We start from the raw sequence: 19,607 nt of genomic DNA, 5'->3' as shown, positions 1-19,607 counted from the left end.
ATTTTTCATACTTTAAAACTTATCTTTATTGGCTTGCCAAACTTGCCGCACAAATTTGTTCAAGCATTGACGATTCGATGCTTTAGGCATCAATGTTTCATCAAGATCCTTTAACCTACTCAGCCAAGAAATAACTTCAGTATCCAAAGCAGGTCTAAATAAATTCATTGGCCACAGTAAATCAGATCCAGACTGTAGATCGATTATTTGGTTAACGTCCATTGGTTGGCTGCGATCGCAGCTTAGTTGAACTAGGCACATTGGTCTGAACCAGCATAATTTGCGCTCAGGTATTAACTGAATTACTTCTCCATAAAGGCAATTATGCTGATATTCTAAGCAGATGATTTGATTTGTCTTGAAAAGCAAATCTGAAGCATTAGACACAATGTTCATAGTAAATTTAGCTGCGAAACTGCATTGTTTTATTAACGGTCAGAGATTAAATTTTTTGTTGGCTTAATCATCACGCTATAAAAATAGCTGTATTTAACCTAATGCTTATAACAAATAAAGCATATATAATGATTGGAAGTGATTGTTACGTAGTTAAACCTTTTCTATTGCCAGACGTGTCCAAAATGCGATCGCAAAAAATAGCAATTATCGATATTTATCCTGTTTTTCAGAGTTAAAATTATGATTATTTAGCTAACAAAACGCCGATTAACGCTTTGTTACTTACCCCAAGAGATAGCCCGATTCTTTTAGTTTACTAATTATTTTGTCTACGCTTTGGGATATTTCTTCTAAATCGGTACGACACTCTACTTCAGGGTTTGTTGGTGGTTCGTAAGGATCATCAATACCAGTAAATTGCTTGATTTTTCCTGCTCGGGCTTTTTCATAAAGTCCTTTTACATCCCGCTCTTCGCAAACAGAAAGAGGAGCATTTACAAATACCTCTATAAAGCTACTAATATTTGCTCGCATTTCTTCTCTAATAGCGCGATAGGGAGAAATTACAGGAACTAAAACAATGACTCCATTTCGAGCTAAGAGTTTGGCAACAAATCCAATTCTGCGAATGTTGGTATCTCGGTCTTCCTTGGAAAACCCTAAGTCTTTGGTTAAGTTTTCTCTAATTTCGTCGCCATCTAGAACCTCAAGCTGACACCCCTGAGATTTTAGTTCATTAGTAAGTGCATCAGCAATAGTAGTTTTGCCCGCACCACTAAATCCTGTAAACCAGACGGCTACTCCACGTTGATTCATAATTGTTTATAGTCTTTAATATGTTTTTATACCCCACAATATACTACCTTAATGCGCTTAGAGAATGTCTAAATAGGATAGAGGAGTTTATCTAAACTCAATCGGCTTAACATTTTCAAGTTTTAAAACTCAAATCTAGATAAAATATAAGCGTTATAACCCTTATATTGCTATGATTAACGCGCCTATTTTTCATTTGGCTATACCGATTAACGATATTACTGAGGCAAAACAATTTTATGGAGCAAGTTTAGGCTGTGAGGTAGGTAGAGAGAACAAAGCAGCCGTAATTTTCAACTTTTACGGAACTCAACTGGTTGGTCATATCTCTCACAAGAAACTAAATAGACAATTAGGAATATATCCCCGACATTTAGGATTGATCTTGCCTACTAAACTAGATTGGCAAACAGTTTGCGATCGCGCTACTGAAAAGCAGCTTACATTTTACGAACAGCCAAAACTACGTTTTCCTCAGCAATTATTAGAACATTATAGTTTTTTTATCGAAGATCCTTTTCACAATCTACTGGAATTTAAATACTATAGCGATTCATCAGTAATCTTTGGTGGACGCGAATCAAATTTGATTGGCGAGACTGCTATACAAAACAAGCATAGTAACTGATGCTTATTAGCTTAAGCACTACCAAGAGTCATGATTAAGAACATCATAATTAATACTGTGAAAATTCCTAATAAAAAGCTAGCAATAAACAAAAGGTGTTGTCGTCTTTGACTGGCAAATCTAGGCATCAAGCCATTGCGATAGCTATTAACTCTGCCACTGCTAGTAATATGCTTGTCTCTTTTCAGCTTTACTTTAATTTCTTGTTGAACTTGCGAATACTGATTGGTCAGGTTAATAATAGTATCTTCTTGGGATCTGATCGTTTCCTGTAGTTGAAATAAACCTGAAGTTAGATTAGATAGAACATGATTCATTGACGATGTATCAGCCGACTCAGCTGAGTTAGCACCATTATTCTCAACTACTACTCCAACTTTACTAGGGATTTTTTGAGGCTTCAAAATATAGGTATCTGACTGCAAACTGTGATGTTGAGAACCATTCCAATTATCGAGAATTGGTCCAATTTGGAAGAAGCCTTTTTCAGTTAAACGGATAATGGTTGCAATGTCTTTAACGCTACTATTTTTTAAAATATAACCTCTAGCACCTGCCTGAAGCCCTAAGTTTAACTGTTGTCGATCATCTTGACTAGTTAACAACAGCACTTTACTCTTAGGAAAGCGATTAGAAATTACTTTGGTTGCGGCTATACCGTCTATGTTTCCTGGCATTTCGATATCCATTAACACGATATCAGGCTGATGTTCTCCTACTTGTGCGATCGCGCTTTGACCATTATCTGCTAAACCAATTATTTTTATGTCTGGTTCGCTAGATAAATTGATCTTTAAAAACTCTCTTATACTGCCCAAATCGTCAACTATTAGAACTGTAGTCATGATGATAAAAATTTTAAATAGATAAATTGAATAAGTGTTTTCTTAAGCCTGTTTCTTAAAACGATCCATTACAAATTGCCATCAAGACAGCACTGTAGAGAAGACTGAAAAATATTAGGTTAAAGAATAAATTTTCTAGATTGCTTATTTAGGTATACTTGAGTCTTTGATGCTTGCGTGGTTTAGAGCTTAACTGCAAATTGCTTAACTAAGGTGTCCACAGGCGTTAGCCCATACACATTAGTTTTTTGGTAATGAAAAAATAGTTTACCAAATGTTGCTAAAAATTACTACACATTTGTCAAAGCTAATTATTTGTAAGGGGAAACTTCATCAAACTGCAATATTAAATACAAAAAAAATATATGATCGCATTTCGATTTATTAATCATATAATATAACTTGTATAGAAAATGCAATAAAAGTAAACAAAACAAAATATTTTTTCAGTGCATTTCAAACTTATAGGAGATAGTGTATGTTGCGACTCGAACACATCAGCAAAATTTACCCAACGGGCGAGGTTTTAAAAGATGTCACTTGGGAAGTTAAACCTGGAGAAAGAGTTGGTTTAGTTGGAGTCAATGGTGCAGGAAAATCCACTCAGCTAAAAATTATCAGTGGAGAAGTTGAAGCCACATCAGGAGAAGTAGTTCGCCCAACTAGTCTCAAGATTGCCTATTTGACTCAAGAGTTTGAGGTTGAGCCGACAAGAACAGTTTACGAAGAGTTTTGGACAGTGTTTACCCAAGCTAATGCTACGCAACAAAAGATGAACCAAATTCATCAGGAAATGGAAAAAGCCACTCCTGAAGAGTTGGATAAGCTAATCGATCAGCTAGACAAGCTACAGCGACAATTTGAGGCTTTAGACGGCTATACTTTAGATGCTCAAATCGAGAAGATTTTGCCCGAAATGGGCTTTACCTCCGAAGATGGCGATCGCCTGGTAAGCTCTTATAGTGGAGGCTGGCAGATGCGTATGAGTTTGGGTAAAATACTCCTGCAAGAGCCAGATTTGCTGCTGTTGGATGAGCCAACCAACCACTTAGATTTAGAAACAATTGAGTGGCTAGAAAACTACCTGCGCGGGATTAATACACCAATGGTAATTGTATCCCATGACCGCGAATTTTTAGACCGTCTTTGCACAAAAATTGTGGAGACAGAACGAGGAATTTCTACTACTTACTTGGGTAATTATTCTGCTTATCTTCAGCAAAAAGCAGAGACGCAGATAGCTCAAGGAGCAACTTACGAGCGACAGCAAAAAGAAATGGCTAAGCAGCAGGAATTTATCGAAAAGTTCCGAGCTAGTGCTACCCGTAGTACCCAAGCCAAGAGTAGAGAAAAGCAGTTAGACAAAGTAGAACTAGTTGAAGCACCTGTTGCTGGCTTGAGAACACTAAAATTCCGTTTTCCTCCTTCTCCTAGAAGCGGTAAGGAAGTGATCGCCATTAAAGATCTGGTTCATGCTTACAATAACGCTATTTTGTTTTTAGGAGCAGAATTAACCATCGAAAGAGGCGATCGCATTGCCATTTTAGGTGCAAATGGTGCAGGAAAATCAACTCTATTACGCATGATCATGGGTATGGAAGAGTTTGACGAAGGAGAAGTAGAAATTGGTAAGCATAACGTCATTCCTGGCTATTTTGAGCAGAACCAAGCAGAAGCTTTAGACATGGATAAAACTGTGATGAATACGATCCATGATGAAGTTCCCGACTGGAAAAATGAACAGGTGCGGACTTTATTAGGACAGTTTTTGTTTAGTGGGGAAACGGCATTCAAAAAAGTCGCAGCTTTAAGCGGAGGCGAAAAGGCTCGTTTGGCTTTAGCAAAAATGCTCTTGACTCCTGCTAACTTACTAATTTTAGATGAGCCGACTAATCATTTAGATATTCCTGCTAAAGAAATGCTTGAAGAAGCATTACAGCACTATGACGGTACGGTAGTTATTGTTTCTCATGATCGCTATTTTATTTCTCAGGCTGCTACCAAAATTGTCGAAATTCGTGATGGAGAATTAATAGTATACCGAGGCGATTATCACTACTATATAGACAAGATCGCCGAAGAGAAAGAAAAAGCCAGACAAAAAGCAGAAGTCGAACAAAAGGCTGCTAAAAAAGCAGAAAAGCAAGCCAAGCAGGCTACCAAGAAGAAACAGAAAAAAGCCAAAGCATAAATAAAAAGCAATGGAATTGGAACAACAGTTAGCAGAAATAATTGATGAAGCACCTAACTTTGGTGTGCCAGCTATCATCGCCGAAAAAGCGATCGCTCCTGTTTTAAAACTATTTGCCGAGCAGTTAAAGTATGCTGAATACTATGTGCTGCAAAATCTTGAAGAGGATTGGGTTTTAACTACTATTGCTAATCCTCAAACATCTCAAGAAAAGCAGGTGATTTATGCTTTTGTTTCGGTTCAGGATGCTGCTACATTTCAGGGTAAAACCAACCCAGATTTAATTGCCCTACCAATTTCCATTGTTCAACTATTGTTTAGGCTATTCTCTTTACAGCAGGTAGATAGCCTGATTTTTCTGGAAAATTCCCGCGATCTAAATCAAGGAGTGGAAATAAAAAGAGAGCATTTAGCAAACTTAATCAAAACCCAAATTGAACAGCTGCAAACCCCACCTAATATAGCTTAATTTAAAGTCAACATTAATTATTTAATACTGGCACTACTATCATTAGCTAAATTAGCATAATCCATAGTTGCATTAGCAGTACGACACCAAATAACTGCCGTTTTAACATTAAATCAGAGGTTTCAATCGATACTATATCTTTATCCATTAGGACATTATAAAAATAGAGATGCGTTGAACATAAATTCCCATGAAGAAAACAGAATATCTAGTCGATAGCCAATGGCTGATACAGCAATTAGATAACCCTTTTTTAGTTATAGTAGATTGTCGTTTTCAGCTAGGCGATCCCAATTGGGGAGAAGAGTCATATCATCACGGTCATATTAAGGGTGCATATTATCTAAATTCAGATCGCGATTTAGCTAGTGAAGTACAACGCCACGGAGGAAGACACCCTTTACCAGATATAGATACACTGGCTCAAAAGTTGGCACGTATGGGAATTATCAAAAATGAAACCCTAGTTGTCGCCTATGATGATTCTCGTTTTGCATTTGCAGCGCGCTTATGGTGGTTATTACGTTATTTAGGACATGATTCTGTAGTTCTATTGGACGGTGGTTGGAATGACTGGCTAAAACATAATTATCCTGTAAGTAATGCTATTCCCAAAAATAGACCCACAAGTTTCTCCCCTCAACCTAATCTAGATTGGTTAGTAGACATAAATACAGTTAAATCTGTCCAAAATAAAGATGGGGTAATTGTAGTAGACTCACGCGATCGCGATCGCTATCTTGGATTAATTGAACCGATAGATCCGATTGCAGGAAGTATTGAAGGTGCGGTTAATTCTCCTTGGAAACAGGTAAGCGATGAATCGGGATATCTCAAGTCCAAACAAGCACAGCAACAGTTATGGAGCGATTTGAAGGACGCTGAAGATATAATTGTCTATTGCGGATCTGGGGTAACTGCCTGTGTTAACCTATTTTCTCTCAGTTTGGCAGGGTTGAAGAATACTAAATTGTATCCTGGTGGCTGGAGTGATTGGTGTTCTTATCTCGAATCTGAAAAATAAAGGGCTTCGCCCTAGCTATTAGCTATTAGCTCTTAGCTATTAGCACGGGTTAAATAGAGTCTTAAACTCTACCTAATTGCGAGCCAAAACCGTTGCGGGGTTTCACCCCGTTGAGGTTATTAGCGAGGGCGAAGACGACCTAAAAGGTCGGAGTCTTAAACTCAATCGCGCTTTTAGCAGTCAACTGAAAGCTAAAAGCTAAAGGCTAAAGGCTAAAGGCTTTTTTGATAAGCTACATTTGATTGGCGATCGCCCCTATTTTAAAATTACTTGCCACGCAATTGAGTGATTAAAGTATTTAGAATATTATTCGCCAACTAACGTTACTTTTGTTTTCTTAATATTATGTCTCAACTAGATAAATCAGCATTAAGACGGACAATAATACAGCAAAGAAAATCTCTTTCTACTAATGAATGGCAGACAAAAAGTAATCTTCTTTGCGATCGCTTGAAAACTTTTCCGCTATTTCAACAAGCAAAAACTGTTTTTGCCTACTTTAGTTTTCGTCACGAAGCTGATTTGACAATCCTATTTTCTGAACATAAGAACTGGGCATTTCCTCGCTGTGTTGAAAAAACTTTGGTTTGGCATTCATGGCAGCCAGGAGAAACTCTAAATGTGGGTAAATATGGTATCAAAGAACCTTTAGCGACAGCAAAAACAATTATTCCTTTATCTACCGACTTGATTCTAGTTCCTACCGTAGCTTGCGATCAACGAGGGTATCGTTTAGGTTACGGTGGAGGTTTTTACGATCGTTTATTAAGTCTCCCCCAGTGGGCAACTATTCCCACTATTGGTATAGTATTTGATTTTGCCTATGTTGACCGATTGCCAGTAGATAAATGGGACATCAAATTGAACTTTATTTGTACTGAAACTTGTTTAGAATCTTTTGAATACTGCTCATAAATATTACCAATTGTTAAGTATCTTTTGTCTCAAATTAACCTACTGAACAATGAAGATATATTAAGCATAAACTAATAAAATGAGTAATTATGCTCATATTTTTGAATGAAACAATTAAGTTTTATTTAAGGTTTGTTAAGTATGCAGGAATAAATATTTAAAAAAAACACTGCTTTTGCTAACGTTATGAAAATTGGAAAAAGACAAATATTTAAAAATTTATTGCTCTAAAAAATTTAACAATTAAGTCATCTTCAAATCTGATGAAACACTTTCATGACGAATGGGTTCAAGAATGGTGCGATCGCCATGGTTGGACAGATCTATTTCAAGAACGCTACAATCACTACTGGGCATTTCCTCCTAATGGCGTTATGCCAGAACCTATTCCCCAAAAGGTAATGAGAGTGATAAAAAGTGAAAAAGGTTTGAGTAGTAGCGAATATAAATGGTTAGTTTCTGCTGCTGTTGTCAGCGTGCTAGCATTGTTTGCTAGCTATCTTTTTGGCTCGCCGATGCCTTTGATGTTTGCCTTTGGGTTTGATGCTATTACGTTTGCTCGCATGGAGTGCGACATTTAATTGGGTTCATAGATCTGGCTAAACTTGGCGAGGTTAAGGTAGTCTGCGGTGAAAAAATCCTTTAATTTGAGCTAAAAGTTTATTTCAAAAGTTTGCTTTGCCTTGAAAAGGAGCAGCGACCCCGCGTCGCTGATAGGCGCAAGGGAATGCGCTGCGATTCAGGTATAGCATTACGTGTAAACGTGATAGACATTTTTTAAAACTCGTTACTTACGAGCAAATAACTTTAATGTGTCTCTTGGTGCGCGTATATGCGGCAAAGCGCCTTTGTCTTGCGCCTAGATGCGGACAAGTACATGCGGGCAAGCGCGAAAAGCGAAACAGTTCGTTGCGGTGAAGCAGTTGCGTTGCGGAGGGGCTGTTCCTGTGGGTCAGTTGCGGCTAAAGCCTTACTCGCAGGATTTATAAGCCCCGTCGGGAAACCCGACTTGAGCAAACTGAGGAAAGACCCCCGCGCATGGTTCGACAGTTCCACAGGGCGGAGTACCGCCCAGTACGTCCGCCAAGGACGGACTTGGCTGCTTTGCAGCCTGTAGCGGGGGAAGCCCGCCAACGGACTCAGATGCGGACGAAGCGTCCTTTCTCACCGCGTCGCCGCTACTGCGCCTACGGCGAATGCTAACGGGTGCTGAACACGAAGGGAGGTTTCCTCCGTTAAAGAAACTGTTTTAAGAAGCGAAGCGAGGCGGTCTTGGGGGTTTCCCCCATGAGCCATCGCTTCAAGAAGCCGTTGCGGGGGGTGCACCGCTAATTTAACTTGGTACGACTATAACGCTTGACTTTAGTGTGGACAAAGAAGACGATAAATAAGGATGTAGTTTTCACAAGCCAAAATTTTGCAGGATTATATCTGGCTGTAGGGCAAAACTTTAGGGTGTTTAACAGTTAATATGTTTGATTTAGGTAATAATCGACCAGAAATAGCCGAACAAAAATGGCGATCGCAATTAGATTTTTTTGTTAACGATAATGAACAACAGCTTGCTGCTTTAGCCTGGGGATTACAGCAAGAATGGGCAGGTACAAAAGAAGTTTTGGGTATTGATTTAAAACCTGAGCCTCATTTTGTTGCTTGTTCTCTAGAAAGTCTTGAGAAACTCAATCAAAATACTAGGGGACAACTACAAGAGATACTGGGAATTGTTGATAATTATGACCAAGAAACAGAGGTTGTGATAGTTGTCATTGGGGAAGGACAAGTAAAATTAATCAACTTTCAACCTAATACTTCTCCACCAGATTCTTTTGCTGCTACAGATGGAGATATTGACCAGTTAATAGCAACATTAGAAACAGCTTTAGCCAAATATATTCAATAGATTTTGGTAGTCGTGTAGAAGTAATGATTTAGAATTAAGAACTAATATTTTAAAGCTTTTAATGATGCTGATTTGCCCAAGCTGTTGCTGTTCTTATACAAAAATTGTAAAAAACGCTCACATTCACAACGGAAAGCGGCAGATACGGCTTTTTAGGGCGTTCAATTGGACTTTCTCCCACATCTATAATTACCGCTAACCATTTTATTTCGCTAGACGATAGTGCTTTTTTCCCAGGTAAGCTGAACTTTTTTGATTTAATCAGCTTGTCTTCTACTCGGTGAACTATTCTGCGATTGCCTTCGGCAATCCGACGTTGCTTTGCAACGGCGAATCGCTCCACGCGATTGTAGATTCATGAACTCCCCATGACGCTTGCGATCTGAAAATAAGTACGGTACTCTGACCAATATTCTAAAGTAATTAGTAATTGGTCTTCCGTACTCAATTTTAGTTGTCCCCCTCGCTGTATGCATTTAGGCTATTCGCGCTTCAACACCTTTACCATTTCATCAAACAGTTTGGGTTTCACCCCGCACAAACGTTTAAATTCTTACATGCGTGCAAGCCCTTTGTCTCTCAGATTTTTTATTTGTTTGTAGGTCATTCTTTTTTTCACTCTCTGACCTACTTTTCTCACTTTCTCTCGATTCATGCAATAGGTCTATTTTGACACTAGAAAGGTCGAGGTGAGTGTTACCACTACACCCCTCCCGTCCGAAACCGAGCGTGAGAGATTTCCCCTCACTCGGCTACTCAACATATTCCCCATTGTCAGTGGGACATCCTACTCTTTGTTGTCTGAAACTATTAGAAAATCATTTTCATTCCAAAGCCAGTTAGATTTAGCTAGTGTTTGGTTGATGTAATCCATGTATTTTATGAATCTTTGATTTCTAATAAATTCCATGTCAAGGGCAGTTTTTTCGTCATGGCAATGCCCATATAGGAGTTGTAGATTCTTATATTCGTCTTTACCACCGAGGGCGCGAGGAATATTGTGGTCAGTTTCTAACAAATCTCCTTCACGAAAGCGTAAGCAACACCAGGAACACACACCTTTTTGTCTCTTGAGCAGTAATGCTTTTCGAGAAGGCATATCGGGGCTACGTCCCATCCTGGTATTCCAATAGATTAATTTCCCGTCAAATGGACTGGCATCACCTTTAACTTTCACATATTCAATGCTACTGCTTCCAAATTCAGTATGTGTTAGTAACCGAAGGGGATTTTTATCTCCTTTTCTGGTTGCGAATACCCAGTTTCTATTACCAATGGTTGTCCAATACTTTTTAATTGCTTTTCCCCAATCACCAGTACGGTGACGACTCCAAGCTCTAAGTTTTTGGAATACGAGGTAATCTTGACCTGTTAGTACTCCTGTTCCCTGAGCATCAGAAAATGAATAATAATTTGTCCATCCTCGGATAATCGGGTTAAGCTGCAAGCAGGCGACGGCGGACAGCCTCGATGCATCGAGGCTTCCGTGCGCCTCAACTATAAGTTTTGCTTGATGGGAGTATTTGTGTTTCTTAAAAACATCTTTAATCTTTTGTTGATGTTTCTTACAGGCAAATTTTGATGGAATAATGAATGTTCTAAAACCAAGTTTTTCTTTGGTGCTGGGATGTATTGAACTTTTGTATTTTCCCACCCGAAACTGTCGAATGTGATAGCCCAAAAAGTCAAACCCAGCTTGTCCATCTTCGCTTTGCTCTGAAATTAAAGTGTGGGCGATTCTGGTTTTTGAAGGTTTTAGTTCCAGTCCCATGTCTTTTAACCACTCAGAGATTAATTCTCTGCATCTTTTGACTACATTTAGGTCATGATGTATTAGAAGAAAGTCATCTGCATACCTGATAAAGGTAAGAGATTTGACCTTTTGTTGCCAGCTAATCTGGCTGTTTGGTTTATCTTTCCTTTTAACATCAAGAGTTTTGGCAAACTTCATTAACATCTTTTCCATCCCGTGTAGAGCAACATTAGCAAGTAAAGGGCTTATAACCCCACCTTGAGGTGTTCCTTCGGATGTGGCAGTAAATACCTTTTGGTCTATGACTCCAGATTTTAACCAAGCTTTAAGTTGTTGCCTGAATTTGCCCGTGTAACCGAGTTTCTGTAGTAAGGCTAAGTGGTTGATTTTATCAAAGCATTTTGCAATATCAGCATCCAGCACATATTTGGCTTTAGATTGAATTGCATTTTTTATTTGCTTGATAGCATCTTGACAGGAACGTCCTGGTCGAAATCCGTAGGAATTGCTCTCGAAGAGAGCTTCCCATTCTGGCTCTATGGCGTGTTTTAATAACGCTTGTAAGGCGCGGTCGTGCATTGTTGGGATTCCAAGTGGACGTTTTTCATCCTTTCCAGGTTTGGGTATCCAAACTCTTCGAGTAGGTCTACTTTTTCCTATAAGTTTGAGTTGTCCTATGAGTCTAAGACGTGCTTCTGGAGATAGTGATTTCTTACCATCCACTCCTGCTGTCTTTTGCCCTCTATTATCTTGAGTTACCCGCCGAATCGCTAAGACCTTATTTGACCAAGACCTCATTAATGTCTTTTGGAGTTTTCTAACTTGTTTTACATCGGATTATCCGTGTTTATGACTTATGTACTACTATTGCTTGCTTTACATTCCGTATTACCGTAAGTCTGTCGGCATATCTCTATCATTACAATAGAGCGTTGGCTTCTGACTCAATCTTTTCTATCTGATGCCTACCTTTTTAAGTAGATTTTTCGTCTTAGCTGACTACCTATCGATATTCGACCATTCAATAGGAGCATTCGGATAGATTATTTCGTTCCTCACAATCATCGTTTTAATCTCCTTAGAATGAACCACTCCACCAAGTTTTAGGGTTGTACTGATAGACCGAATAATACTCTTCTATCGCCCTTATGTCATATAAATATGACCCTATGACCTTTTGGTACTCCCAGTGTGTCAACCTATTTTCACTGGTTCGCAGTAACGGCAGTTTTTTTACAGTTCTTTGCTTTCGCTATTCTTAGAGATTTTAATAACGGGATTTGGTATTAGGTTTACCTCTTCTTTCCGCTTTTATTCCCGCTTCAGGCGTTGATGGCTAGTCTCGAACCTGGGGAATATGTTTTTAACCCAGTACTGGGGTAATAAGACTTGTGATTTCTAGGGTACTCTCACTCACTTATATGATTATGAAGTTGTCATCTGTTAAGGATTAAAGTGCGAACTCTACCATTACTGGTTACTTAACAGATGCCAGTCATTCCCCTATTATTAGGTTTCGACTGAACGAATCGCACATTATTGCTGCGTTTTTATCCCTCAAGTTGAGGTTTTTACAGCTAGGATATACCCACTCTCTAACATCTAAAGGTAGCTTATCTAAAATATGACCGCAAGGATTGCAGCGTTTAGAAGATGGAAACCATCTATCTATTGCTCCAAGTACGCGGTCATGCCATTTACATTTGTACTGGAATTGACGTAATGCTTCGCCCCATCCACGCACGCTGGAGGGCTTGCTATGATCTTGGCGAGTTTATGATTCGCCATCATGTTTTTTACAGCTAACGTCTCAGTATAGATAGCTTGGTTTTCGCGCACCAAGACAGTCTTTACGGCAATCGGCTATTTTAGCGTGTAGTTTCGCTACTTTTAGCCTTGCTTTATACCTGTTATTTGAACCTTTCTTTTTCTTTGCTAGTCTGCGCTGTAACGTCTTTAATCTAGTCTGATATTTTTGGTGGCATTTAGGATTGCCAGAAGCAAAGCCCGTGCTAGTCACCATCACATCTTTTACGCCCAAGTCAACACCGATTTTACCTACTGTTGTTTGCCACTGTTCTAATTCTTCTTCAACTAAGAAAGAGACAAAATATCTATTACTTGAATCTTTAGAAATAGTTACAGATTTAGGCTCACCAGTAAAATATCTGCTCCATTTGATTTTCAACTGTTGAGGCATTTTAGCTAAAGTTAATGCGTCTTTTTCCCATTTAAAAGCATTTGGTGCGTAATGACATGACTGCCGACTGTTCTTCTTTTTAAATCTAGGATACTTGTTTCTACCAGCGAAAAAGTTGATGAATGCAGTATTTAGATGCCTTAGTCCTTGCTGTGATGGGACTGCTGAAACTTGTTTTAACCAAGGTTTTTCTGGATCTTTCTTTAATTTAGTTAGAGCATTAGAAGTATCTGTATAGCTAAGAGATACGTTATCTTGGTAGTAACTATTGGTTCTTAAAGCTAATGCCCAGTTGTATACGAATCTGGACAGAGCCGAAGGCTCAAGTCGCGTCTAGCGACGCTTGCCTGCAAAGCAGGCTGTGCCAAACGTTTGCGCTAGCTCTAATCGCTGCACTGAAGTTGAGTTAGGTGAGTAAGGAAAGTTGCCTTTCCCTACTTCCCTCCAAAACGGTACGTGAAAGTTTCCCTTCATACCGCTCCTCAGTGTATGGCTAGTACCATAATTTGTACCATCATCTTTTACCGTGAACTTTATCATGACAATGTAGATGTATTAGAACTAGGTTCTTATCTGAATTGTTGCCACCTTTTGATTTTTCTTGAATATGGTGTTTTTCAGTCAAATCTTCTGGGTGGAAGTTTAATCCACAATGACCACATTTACCCTTCTGCTTTTTAATTAGCCTGGATTTTTGTGGGTCGGATGTTAGATATTTATCTCCCATCCTTTTACTCCAATAAGTTTCATCGCCATCAAAGGGGCTTCTAGTATTTTGTACTTTGACCCACATCTTTCCACAACTGAAGTCAGAGTGTTTTGGTAGGGCGTAAGAAAAGTCTTTTGATTTGAATGTAAATCTCCATCCTTTATCTTTTAGATCCCAGTATTTCCTGGCAATCCATTTTCTACCTTTATTTGGATGAAGACGTTTACCCCATCTCCATAATCTATTCCACATTAAGTTAGTTAACTTTCTAAATGCGTTAGATGAGTTCCAAGGACTTTGATAATTACACCATCCTCTAATAATAGGGATGAGTTTACCAATAAGTTCCGATTGTTTGAATGAACTCATTTTGTTCATACATTCATCCAGTTTTCTGTAATGTAGTTGGATTTTTTCTTTCTGAGGTTCAATGATAGTCTTAAATCCAAGTCTATTACCTTTGGTGTCCTTTCCTGAATGATGTTTACCTAATTTATGGTGTTGAATGTGAAATCCAAGAAAATCAAATCCAGGTTTTTCACCATTATATTCATCACGAGTATGGGCAATTCTGGTTTTACTTGGCTTTAATTCTAGGTCAAAATTTTGAAGCCACTCTTCTATTACTTCCTTACACTTAAGAACTGTTTCGATATTTTTATGTAAGATGACGAAATCGTCAGCATAACGTATTACGGACAAAGAGAATGCTTTGTCTTTCTTACGCATATTTTCCCCATTTGGATATCTATTGGGTAGAGTTACTACTAGTCCTTTTAGCTTGTTTTCCAGCCCGTGTAGGGCGATATTCGCCAATAATGGCGAATATCGCCCCGCCTTGTGGAGTTCCAGCTTGTGTTTGGTTGTATCCTTTTCTTTCTGACCATTTACTAAAGTCAACTACTCCTGGTTAAAATCAGGAGTAGTTGACTTTTGAACTTTGGAAGAGTGTTTAGTTTATTTAGAAGAGTGTCATGTTTGATTTTGTCAAAACAACTGGCTATATCTGCATCAAGAACAAATTTAGATTTGGTCTTGATACTATCTTTAATAGCTTTGATTGCATCGTGACACGACCTACCTGGTCTGAAGCCAACTCATTTGCCTTCAAAAACTTTGCTTCCCATTCTGGCTCGATTGCCAGCTTGAGAAGGGACTGTTTGGATCTATCTAGCATGGTTGGTATGCCTAGCGGTCGCATTTCTTTCTTTCCAGGTTTAGGAATCCAAACCCTTCTAGTTGGATTTGCAATACCGTCTATAGCAAGCTGGTCAACAAGTGCAAGCCTCTTACTAGGAGAAATAGACTTAATCCCATCTACTCCAGCAGTTTTCTTACCTTTATTTTCCTGAGCTACTTTCCTTACAGCTAGTAGTTTTCCATACCAGGATTTAACCATTAACTTTTGAAGCTTGTGAACTAACTTATAGTCCTCGGTTAATGATGCTCTGTAGATTCTCTTTTGAAGCTTAAATATGCTGGAATCGACTGGATTAAAGTCGATTTCATCCTAGTTATTCCATTCCGACTTTGATGTAATCTCCATATTGGATTTATTAACTTTTAATCAGAAAATGAACATCCCATACAGCAGTGTGGCTGTCAGCATATCCATATCTATTACAGATAGGCTTTGGCTTATTCCACAATCCCTAGATTGGGTGGTTTCTTTGCGGATAACTACTCTGTTTACAGAGAACCTTCCCATCCTTTGATTCGTTCCTACTTACCATTGTTTCCTGAGTTTAGGATTCCTCTCTTCTTCGGGGGCGCGAGAGTTAAATATGTACTGCGTTTCACTGCCCAGTATCCTTTACTGTGCCCACCTTGAGCTTATTTCGCTCCCTGGATATAAGCCATTCCCCAGGTTATACATTACAAAGAATTACCAAGAATTCACTTTCGTTATCCATATTCAGTTGCTCCCACTTGCACCAGTTTTGGCTACTAGTTTGGGTGGTTTTCATATCGCTTCAACATTAGACATTATCAGTTTCTAAAGTTGGATATGATGCTTTCACTCTTATTTCTAGAGGGGTAGACTTGGAATGCTCCTCACTACCATGATGAGTAAGTTGTCTCGGTATCGCTCTTTTTTTTTAAAATTAGAGCTTTCCTAATGACGCAATTGCCTGCGTGCAGTGTACTTCAGCGGTTAAGATTGGTGACACTAACGAACCGCACGTAAAATCTGTACTTGAATCCGCGCAGTGTTATAGTCGATGGGTTCATTTCTGATACCTCACCTCTACTTCAAAACCAGACGTGAGAGTTTCCAACTCATCTAGCTCCTGGTATGCGCCATGTATATGGTGTCTTTGACCGTTACCAGTCTTCGGACTTGGATTGTTTAACGCTGTTTTCACCCTTATAATCCCACGCTTGACCGCCTTGGAAGTGTCAGTTTTAAAGCCTTCTGTACGCATCTGCGTATTGGGCATTTTAGATGTTACTAAGTCGTATCCTACGCATTAACCATCCTACGTAGGCATATCCTTGGGTTTCCCCTTCCCCTGTCCGTTCAGGGATAAGGCATTGGCTTTTTAGGACATCCTATTCCAATATATCTTGTGGCTGGTTGCCTACCATTGTTTTGAGATTTATCTTTGTTTTGTCGCTCACAGAGTTCAGATGTTGCTATTATGATTAATAAAAGCAAGTTATCCAGCTTCTCGACGCACCTCTTGGAAATTTGAGTTAAACGAAGTATGAAACAAGTACGCAAATAGCGATAAACTTTCTTCCTTTAACTAGGTTCAATGAGGGCAAATTTTATTCTCTTATCTGGAGACATATTGGGTTTCCCTGTTCCTTTTTTTCTATTTCTCGATACACTTAGGTTTCCACAATATGCCGTGTCAGACACCCTTACACATTCACGAAACACTTTAATGTAGTCTATTTGACATTTCTTTCTGGCGAACGCTTCATCCTTCAATTAGTCTGCACTGTACGTTTAAAGTCTGAAGTGCTTCTTTGACCAAAATCTTGGATATAGAGTTGAAAGCTCTATATTTTCAGTCGCTTTGCGTCCATACCATCTTTACGACAAGGTGAGTGGATTAACTGTACGTTAACCGTATGTATCTTCCCTAGCAGGATACCTAAAGACGACTTTTGGCAGGGCTGCATTTCTACCCATGCACCGAGAGATGCTAGTTACCAATTAGCAAAACCTGGGTAGACGGATTCATACCTTGGGTTCGGTAGAGAGGAATTTAACCTCTATAAAATAAAAAGTTATGAGATGTTATCTCACAAGGTTGACGGTAATATGTATTACCTTTGACCTTAACGGGTTGCACTGTTTCATGATTTGACTGCTTACCCGCATGAATGACGGGTGATTCTGGCTATAAGCTATAAGCACACACAGCAAAGCTGCCCTTATAGGGCAAGGCTTTAAACCCAGAGCGACGATAATCGTACCACAAACACGGCTTCGATGTAAATTGCGTATATTAAGCGATTGGTTTTTCCATCCCACGGGTGAACCGCGTGGGTTTTCACTTTCTATAAAAGATAGAAAAGAGTAAGGACTTGTCCGCAGCTACTTTAACCCAAGCTTGTAGCTTCGCTCGTTAAAATAATTAATTTTATCGCTTGATGGTCTTAAAAGCGATCGCTTGAAATCAGCTTATAGTTGGTGATGAGCTTAGTAATATGGTTTCAACGACTTATAAATGGTCGATAGATAGAACAAAGACTTCAAGCGATTCCCAAAACTTAAATGAGACTTTTATTAGTGGGCGATGATGAAGTGTTGTTAGATGCACTGTCTAGGCATTTTATCGCTCAAAGATATGCGTTGGATATTGTCTTTAGATGGTGAAGAAGCATGGGAATATATCGAGCTTTTTAGCTACGATTTGGTGGTTTTAGATGTAATGCTGCCAAAAATTGATGGCATCAGCCTGTGTAAAAAACTTCGCGATCGCGATTACAGTATGCCCGTTCTCATGTTAACTACTCGCAATCGCAGCACGGATACTGTCAAAGGTTTCAATGCTGGGGCTGATGATTATCTAGTCAAACCATTCAATTTTAACGAGCTTACGGTGCGAATCCATTAGATTAAGGTAGGGTAATTTAAGTCTCAATCTTAATAGTTTAGAGGTGATTGATGATGAGAAATCTCTCAATTTAACGGCAAAAGATTATGCTTTGCTAGAGCTATTTCTACGCAACCATAACCGCGTTTTTAGTCTTAAGGGAATTATGGAAAACCTCTGGACTTTTGAAGAACCGCCGACTGAGGAAGCAGTTAGAACGCATATTAAAACACTGCGTCAAAAGTTAAAAGGGGCTGGTGCAGCTAAAGATTTAATGGAAACGGTTTACGGGATAGGTTATTGACTTAAGCCACTATCTAATAAAGCCCAACAACCAACTGAGTCTGTATCCAATTCCGAAGCGCGATCTCCGTCTTTTCTAAAACCACTAAGCGATCGCTTAGTGGTTTTAGAAAAGACGGAGATCGCGTCCCGTAAAAATGATCTTGATCGAGAATCAAAACAGTCAGCAAACTTAACAGCCCATAAATTAGCAGGTTCTTTAGGTAGTTTGGGTTTTGCCGATGGCTCAAAGCTAGCAAGTGAACTAGAAGCTTTTCTCGATGCTGAGACTTTTCCCCAGCCAGAACAAATCGAGCCTTTCAATGAATTGGTTTGCAACTTGAGAGATAAATTCGACCGTTACGATTTTAGTTCTAATTCGGTTTTAGATAGTTCTCCCTTGTTATTAATTATGGATAACGATCGCGAAGCTAGCCGAAGGCATCGCTACAACTGCATCACAAGCACAAGAAATAATTCAACGCGACCAACCTGCGATTGTTTTGCTCAAAATATTTCAGATTAGAAGCAAAACAACCCAAGATAGCCCGATGGATAGTCTAGATTTACTAGCTGAATTTCACCAGCAAATGCCCTCGTTACCAATTGTGGTGATACTCCCCAAGACATTTTTATTTAGCACCAACAAAGACTTTGCTAATCGTCTGAAAATATTGCGTGGTGGCGAACACACATTGTTAGTGCAGCCGATGAATCCAACTCAGGCGATCGCATCTGCAACTCAACTGCTACAATGTTCTGGGGCTAAAGTTAAGATAATGATTGTCGATCATAAATTTTAGTTCCTCGTTAAACTTCTACCTATTCGCATCTATAAGACGAGTATTTGTTTGAGGTTGATTCTCTTATAAGATAATTCCATCTAACCAAAGAAGTTTGCCATCTCGATCAAATATTCCTTGCCCTCGATCGTTTATCCAGCTAATTTCCCCATCTGAGCGAATAATCCGATACTCAATTGTATAGGGTTGACGAACGGCGATCGCCTCTGTTACTTCTCGAATAACTCGATCGCGATCTTCTGGGTAAATAATGCTTTTTATAGTCTGACTTTGATTTTGAATAAAGTCGGCACCTCGATAACCTGAGATCGTCGTAATTTCATCACTCAAGAACTCCATCGTCCAGTCAGCATCGTTAGCACAACGGTATATTGCGCCTGGAATATTGGTAATTAAAGTTTTGAACCGTTCATTTATATATTCGTAATCTAAATCCATTTTGCTGATGCTAGGGTGCGATCGCTCTAGAAAATATAGTTTGTATGCTTGTCTGTTAAGCTCAAAATATTCGGTAATATTCTTAACTGTAGCGTAGGAGGAAAAACTATTGTATAAGCAGACCCTGTATCAGTGTATGCCACCGCACATTGGCGATAAACTGATGGCAACGACCATAACTTT

The 19,607-nt window shown here is 39.1% G+C and carries 24 protein-coding genes and 1 pseudogene; 11 read left to right on the top strand and 14 right to left on the bottom strand.

Annotated elements, in window-relative coordinates:
* Positions 1 to 12: 12 nt before the first annotated feature.
* Positions 13 to 396, bottom strand: coding sequence for a hypothetical protein (locus SLP02_RS13695; RefSeq protein WP_319421204.1), 384 nt, complete (start codon positions 394 to 396; stop codon positions 13 to 15).
* 285 nt (positions 397 to 681) lie between these two features.
* The gene (cysC, locus tag SLP02_RS13690) at positions 682 to 1,215 is read right to left on the bottom strand and encodes an adenylyl-sulfate kinase (protein ID WP_319421203.1); all 534 of its coding nucleotides are present in this window, start codon (positions 1,213 to 1,215) and stop codon (positions 682 to 684) included.
* A gap of 172 nt (positions 1,216 to 1,387) precedes the next feature.
* Here cysC and SLP02_RS13685 point away from each other — a divergent pair, with 172 nt between their 5' ends.
* Positions 1,388 to 1,843 carry a VOC family protein gene (locus SLP02_RS13685; protein WP_319421202.1) on the top strand — a complete coding sequence of 152 codons (456 nt, stop codon included), beginning with the start codon at positions 1,388 to 1,390 and terminating at the stop codon, positions 1,841 to 1,843.
* An 11-nt stretch (positions 1,844 to 1,854) separates the two neighbouring features.
* Here the strand turns inward: SLP02_RS13685 and SLP02_RS13680 are convergent, their stop codons facing one another.
* On the bottom strand, positions 1,855 to 2,688 hold the full coding sequence (locus tag SLP02_RS13680; RefSeq protein WP_319421201.1) for a response regulator: 834 nt from the start codon (positions 2,686 to 2,688) through the stop codon (positions 1,855 to 1,857).
* Between the two features lie 478 nt (positions 2,689 to 3,166).
* Between SLP02_RS13680 and SLP02_RS13675 the strand changes: the two genes are divergently transcribed.
* The 5 genes from SLP02_RS13675 (at position 3,167) to SLP02_RS13655 (ending at position 7,868) form a co-directional block, all read left to right on the top strand.
* Positions 3,167 to 4,879 carry an ABC-F family ATP-binding cassette domain-containing protein gene (locus SLP02_RS13675; RefSeq protein ID WP_319421200.1) on the top strand — a complete coding sequence of 571 codons (1,713 nt, stop codon included), beginning with the start codon at positions 3,167 to 3,169 and terminating at the stop codon, positions 4,877 to 4,879.
* A 10-nt stretch (positions 4,880 to 4,889) separates the two neighbouring features.
* Positions 4,890 to 5,348: a hypothetical protein gene (locus tag SLP02_RS13670; RefSeq protein ID WP_319421199.1), complete on the top strand. Its 459-nt coding sequence runs from the start codon at positions 4,890 to 4,892 to the stop codon at positions 5,346 to 5,348.
* 190 nt (positions 5,349 to 5,538) lie between these two features.
* A complete protein-coding gene (locus SLP02_RS13665; RefSeq protein WP_319421198.1) occupies positions 5,539 to 6,372 on the top strand; it encodes a sulfurtransferase in 834 nt (277 codons plus the stop codon).
* A 345-nt stretch (positions 6,373 to 6,717) separates the two neighbouring features.
* Positions 6,718 to 7,287, top strand: coding sequence for a 5-formyltetrahydrofolate cyclo-ligase (locus tag SLP02_RS13660; protein WP_319421197.1), 570 nt, complete (start codon positions 6,718 to 6,720; stop codon positions 7,285 to 7,287).
* Between the two features lie 263 nt (positions 7,288 to 7,550).
* Positions 7,551 to 7,868, top strand: coding sequence for a slr1957 family protein (locus SLP02_RS13655; protein WP_319421196.1), 318 nt, complete (start codon positions 7,551 to 7,553; stop codon positions 7,866 to 7,868).
* Between the two features lie 389 nt (positions 7,869 to 8,257).
* Here SLP02_RS13655 and SLP02_RS13650 read toward each other — a convergent pair whose 3' ends face one another.
* Positions 8,258 to 8,455: a hypothetical protein gene (locus tag SLP02_RS13650; protein ID WP_319421195.1), complete on the bottom strand. Its 198-nt coding sequence runs from the start codon at positions 8,453 to 8,455 to the stop codon at positions 8,258 to 8,260.
* 303 nt (positions 8,456 to 8,758) lie between these two features.
* Between SLP02_RS13650 and SLP02_RS13645 the strand changes: the two genes are divergently transcribed.
* Entirely contained in the window at positions 8,759 to 9,187 is a 429-nt protein-coding gene (locus SLP02_RS13645) for a beta-carboxysome assembly chaperone CcmS (RefSeq protein WP_319421194.1), read from the top strand.
* Between the two features lie 58 nt (positions 9,188 to 9,245).
* On the opposite strand, the gene SLP02_RS13640 is transcribed toward SLP02_RS13645, so the two are convergent.
* The 9 genes and pseudogenes from SLP02_RS13640 to SLP02_RS13610 form a co-directional block, all read right to left on the bottom strand.
* A complete protein-coding gene (locus tag SLP02_RS13640; protein ID WP_319421193.1) occupies positions 9,246 to 9,530 on the bottom strand; it encodes a hypothetical protein in 285 nt (94 codons plus the stop codon).
* Positions 9,531 to 9,542: 12 nt separating this feature from the next.
* A complete protein-coding gene (locus SLP02_RS26695; protein ID WP_413467194.1) occupies positions 9,543 to 9,635 on the bottom strand; it encodes a transposase family protein in 93 nt (30 codons plus the stop codon).
* 339 nt (positions 9,636 to 9,974) lie between these two features.
* A complete protein-coding gene (locus SLP02_RS13635) occupies positions 9,975 to 10,286 on the bottom strand; it encodes an HNH endonuclease (RefSeq protein WP_319423686.1) in 312 nt (103 codons plus the stop codon).
* 195 nt (positions 10,287 to 10,481) lie between these two features.
* Positions 10,482 to 11,762: pseudogene (locus SLP02_RS13630) on the bottom strand (reverse transcriptase domain-containing protein); the annotation flags it as partial.
* A 673-nt stretch (positions 11,763 to 12,435) separates the two neighbouring features.
* On the bottom strand, positions 12,436 to 12,684 hold the full coding sequence (locus SLP02_RS26690) for a zinc ribbon domain-containing protein (RefSeq protein ID WP_413467192.1): 249 nt from the start codon (positions 12,682 to 12,684) through the stop codon (positions 12,436 to 12,438).
* A 66-nt stretch (positions 12,685 to 12,750) separates the two neighbouring features.
* Positions 12,751 to 13,452 (bottom strand): RNA-guided endonuclease InsQ/TnpB family protein, encoded by a 702-nt coding sequence (locus tag SLP02_RS13625; RefSeq protein ID WP_319423685.1) that lies wholly within the window; start codon positions 13,450 to 13,452, stop codon positions 12,751 to 12,753.
* A gap of 202 nt (positions 13,453 to 13,654) precedes the next feature.
* Complete coding sequence (locus tag SLP02_RS13620) at positions 13,655 to 14,749, bottom strand: group II intron reverse transcriptase (protein ID WP_319421192.1); 1,095 nt, start codon at positions 14,747 to 14,749, stop codon at positions 13,655 to 13,657.
* A complete protein-coding gene (locus tag SLP02_RS13615) occupies positions 14,746 to 14,889 on the bottom strand; it encodes a hypothetical protein (RefSeq protein WP_319423684.1) in 144 nt (47 codons plus the stop codon). The genes SLP02_RS13620 and SLP02_RS13615 overlap by 4 nt, the downstream gene beginning before the upstream one ends.
* A complete protein-coding gene (locus SLP02_RS13610; RefSeq protein ID WP_319423683.1) occupies positions 14,850 to 15,305 on the bottom strand; it encodes a reverse transcriptase N-terminal domain-containing protein in 456 nt (151 codons plus the stop codon). Before SLP02_RS13610 ends, SLP02_RS13615 begins: the two co-directional genes overlap by 40 nt.
* Before the next feature lie 2,347 nt (positions 15,306 to 17,652).
* On the opposite strand from SLP02_RS13610, the gene SLP02_RS13605 reads away from it, so the two are divergent.
* The 4 genes from SLP02_RS13605 to SLP02_RS13590 all read left to right on the top strand — a co-directional run bounded on the left by SLP02_RS13605 (position 17,653) and on the right by SLP02_RS13590 (position 18,986).
* Positions 17,653 to 17,922 (top strand): response regulator transcription factor, encoded by a 270-nt coding sequence (locus tag SLP02_RS13605; protein WP_319421191.1) that lies wholly within the window; start codon positions 17,653 to 17,655, stop codon positions 17,920 to 17,922.
* Between the two features lie 43 nt (positions 17,923 to 17,965).
* Entirely contained in the window at positions 17,966 to 18,205 is a 240-nt protein-coding gene (locus tag SLP02_RS13600; RefSeq protein WP_319421190.1) for a winged helix-turn-helix domain-containing protein, read from the top strand.
* Between the two features lie 99 nt (positions 18,206 to 18,304).
* Positions 18,305 to 18,709, top strand: a complete 405-nt coding sequence (locus SLP02_RS13595; protein ID WP_319421189.1) for an Hpt domain-containing protein — start codon at positions 18,305 to 18,307, stop codon at positions 18,707 to 18,709.
* 25 nt (positions 18,710 to 18,734) lie between these two features.
* Positions 18,735 to 18,986: a hypothetical protein gene (locus SLP02_RS13590; protein WP_319421188.1), complete on the top strand. Its 252-nt coding sequence runs from the start codon at positions 18,735 to 18,737 to the stop codon at positions 18,984 to 18,986.
* A 63-nt stretch (positions 18,987 to 19,049) separates the two neighbouring features.
* Here the strand turns inward: SLP02_RS13590 and SLP02_RS13585 are convergent, their stop codons facing one another.
* Positions 19,050 to 19,424 carry a PAS domain-containing protein gene (locus SLP02_RS13585; RefSeq protein ID WP_319421187.1) on the bottom strand — a complete coding sequence of 125 codons (375 nt, stop codon included), beginning with the start codon at positions 19,422 to 19,424 and terminating at the stop codon, positions 19,050 to 19,052.
* Positions 19,425 to 19,607: the final 183 nt, after the last annotated feature.

It is taken from the genome of Pleurocapsa sp. FMAR1, from assembly GCF_963665995.1.
In the GTDB taxonomy this organism is placed as follows: Bacteria; Cyanobacteriota; Cyanobacteriia; order Cyanobacteriales; family Xenococcaceae; genus Waterburya.
This window is presented reverse-complemented; position numbering and strand designations above follow the sequence as displayed.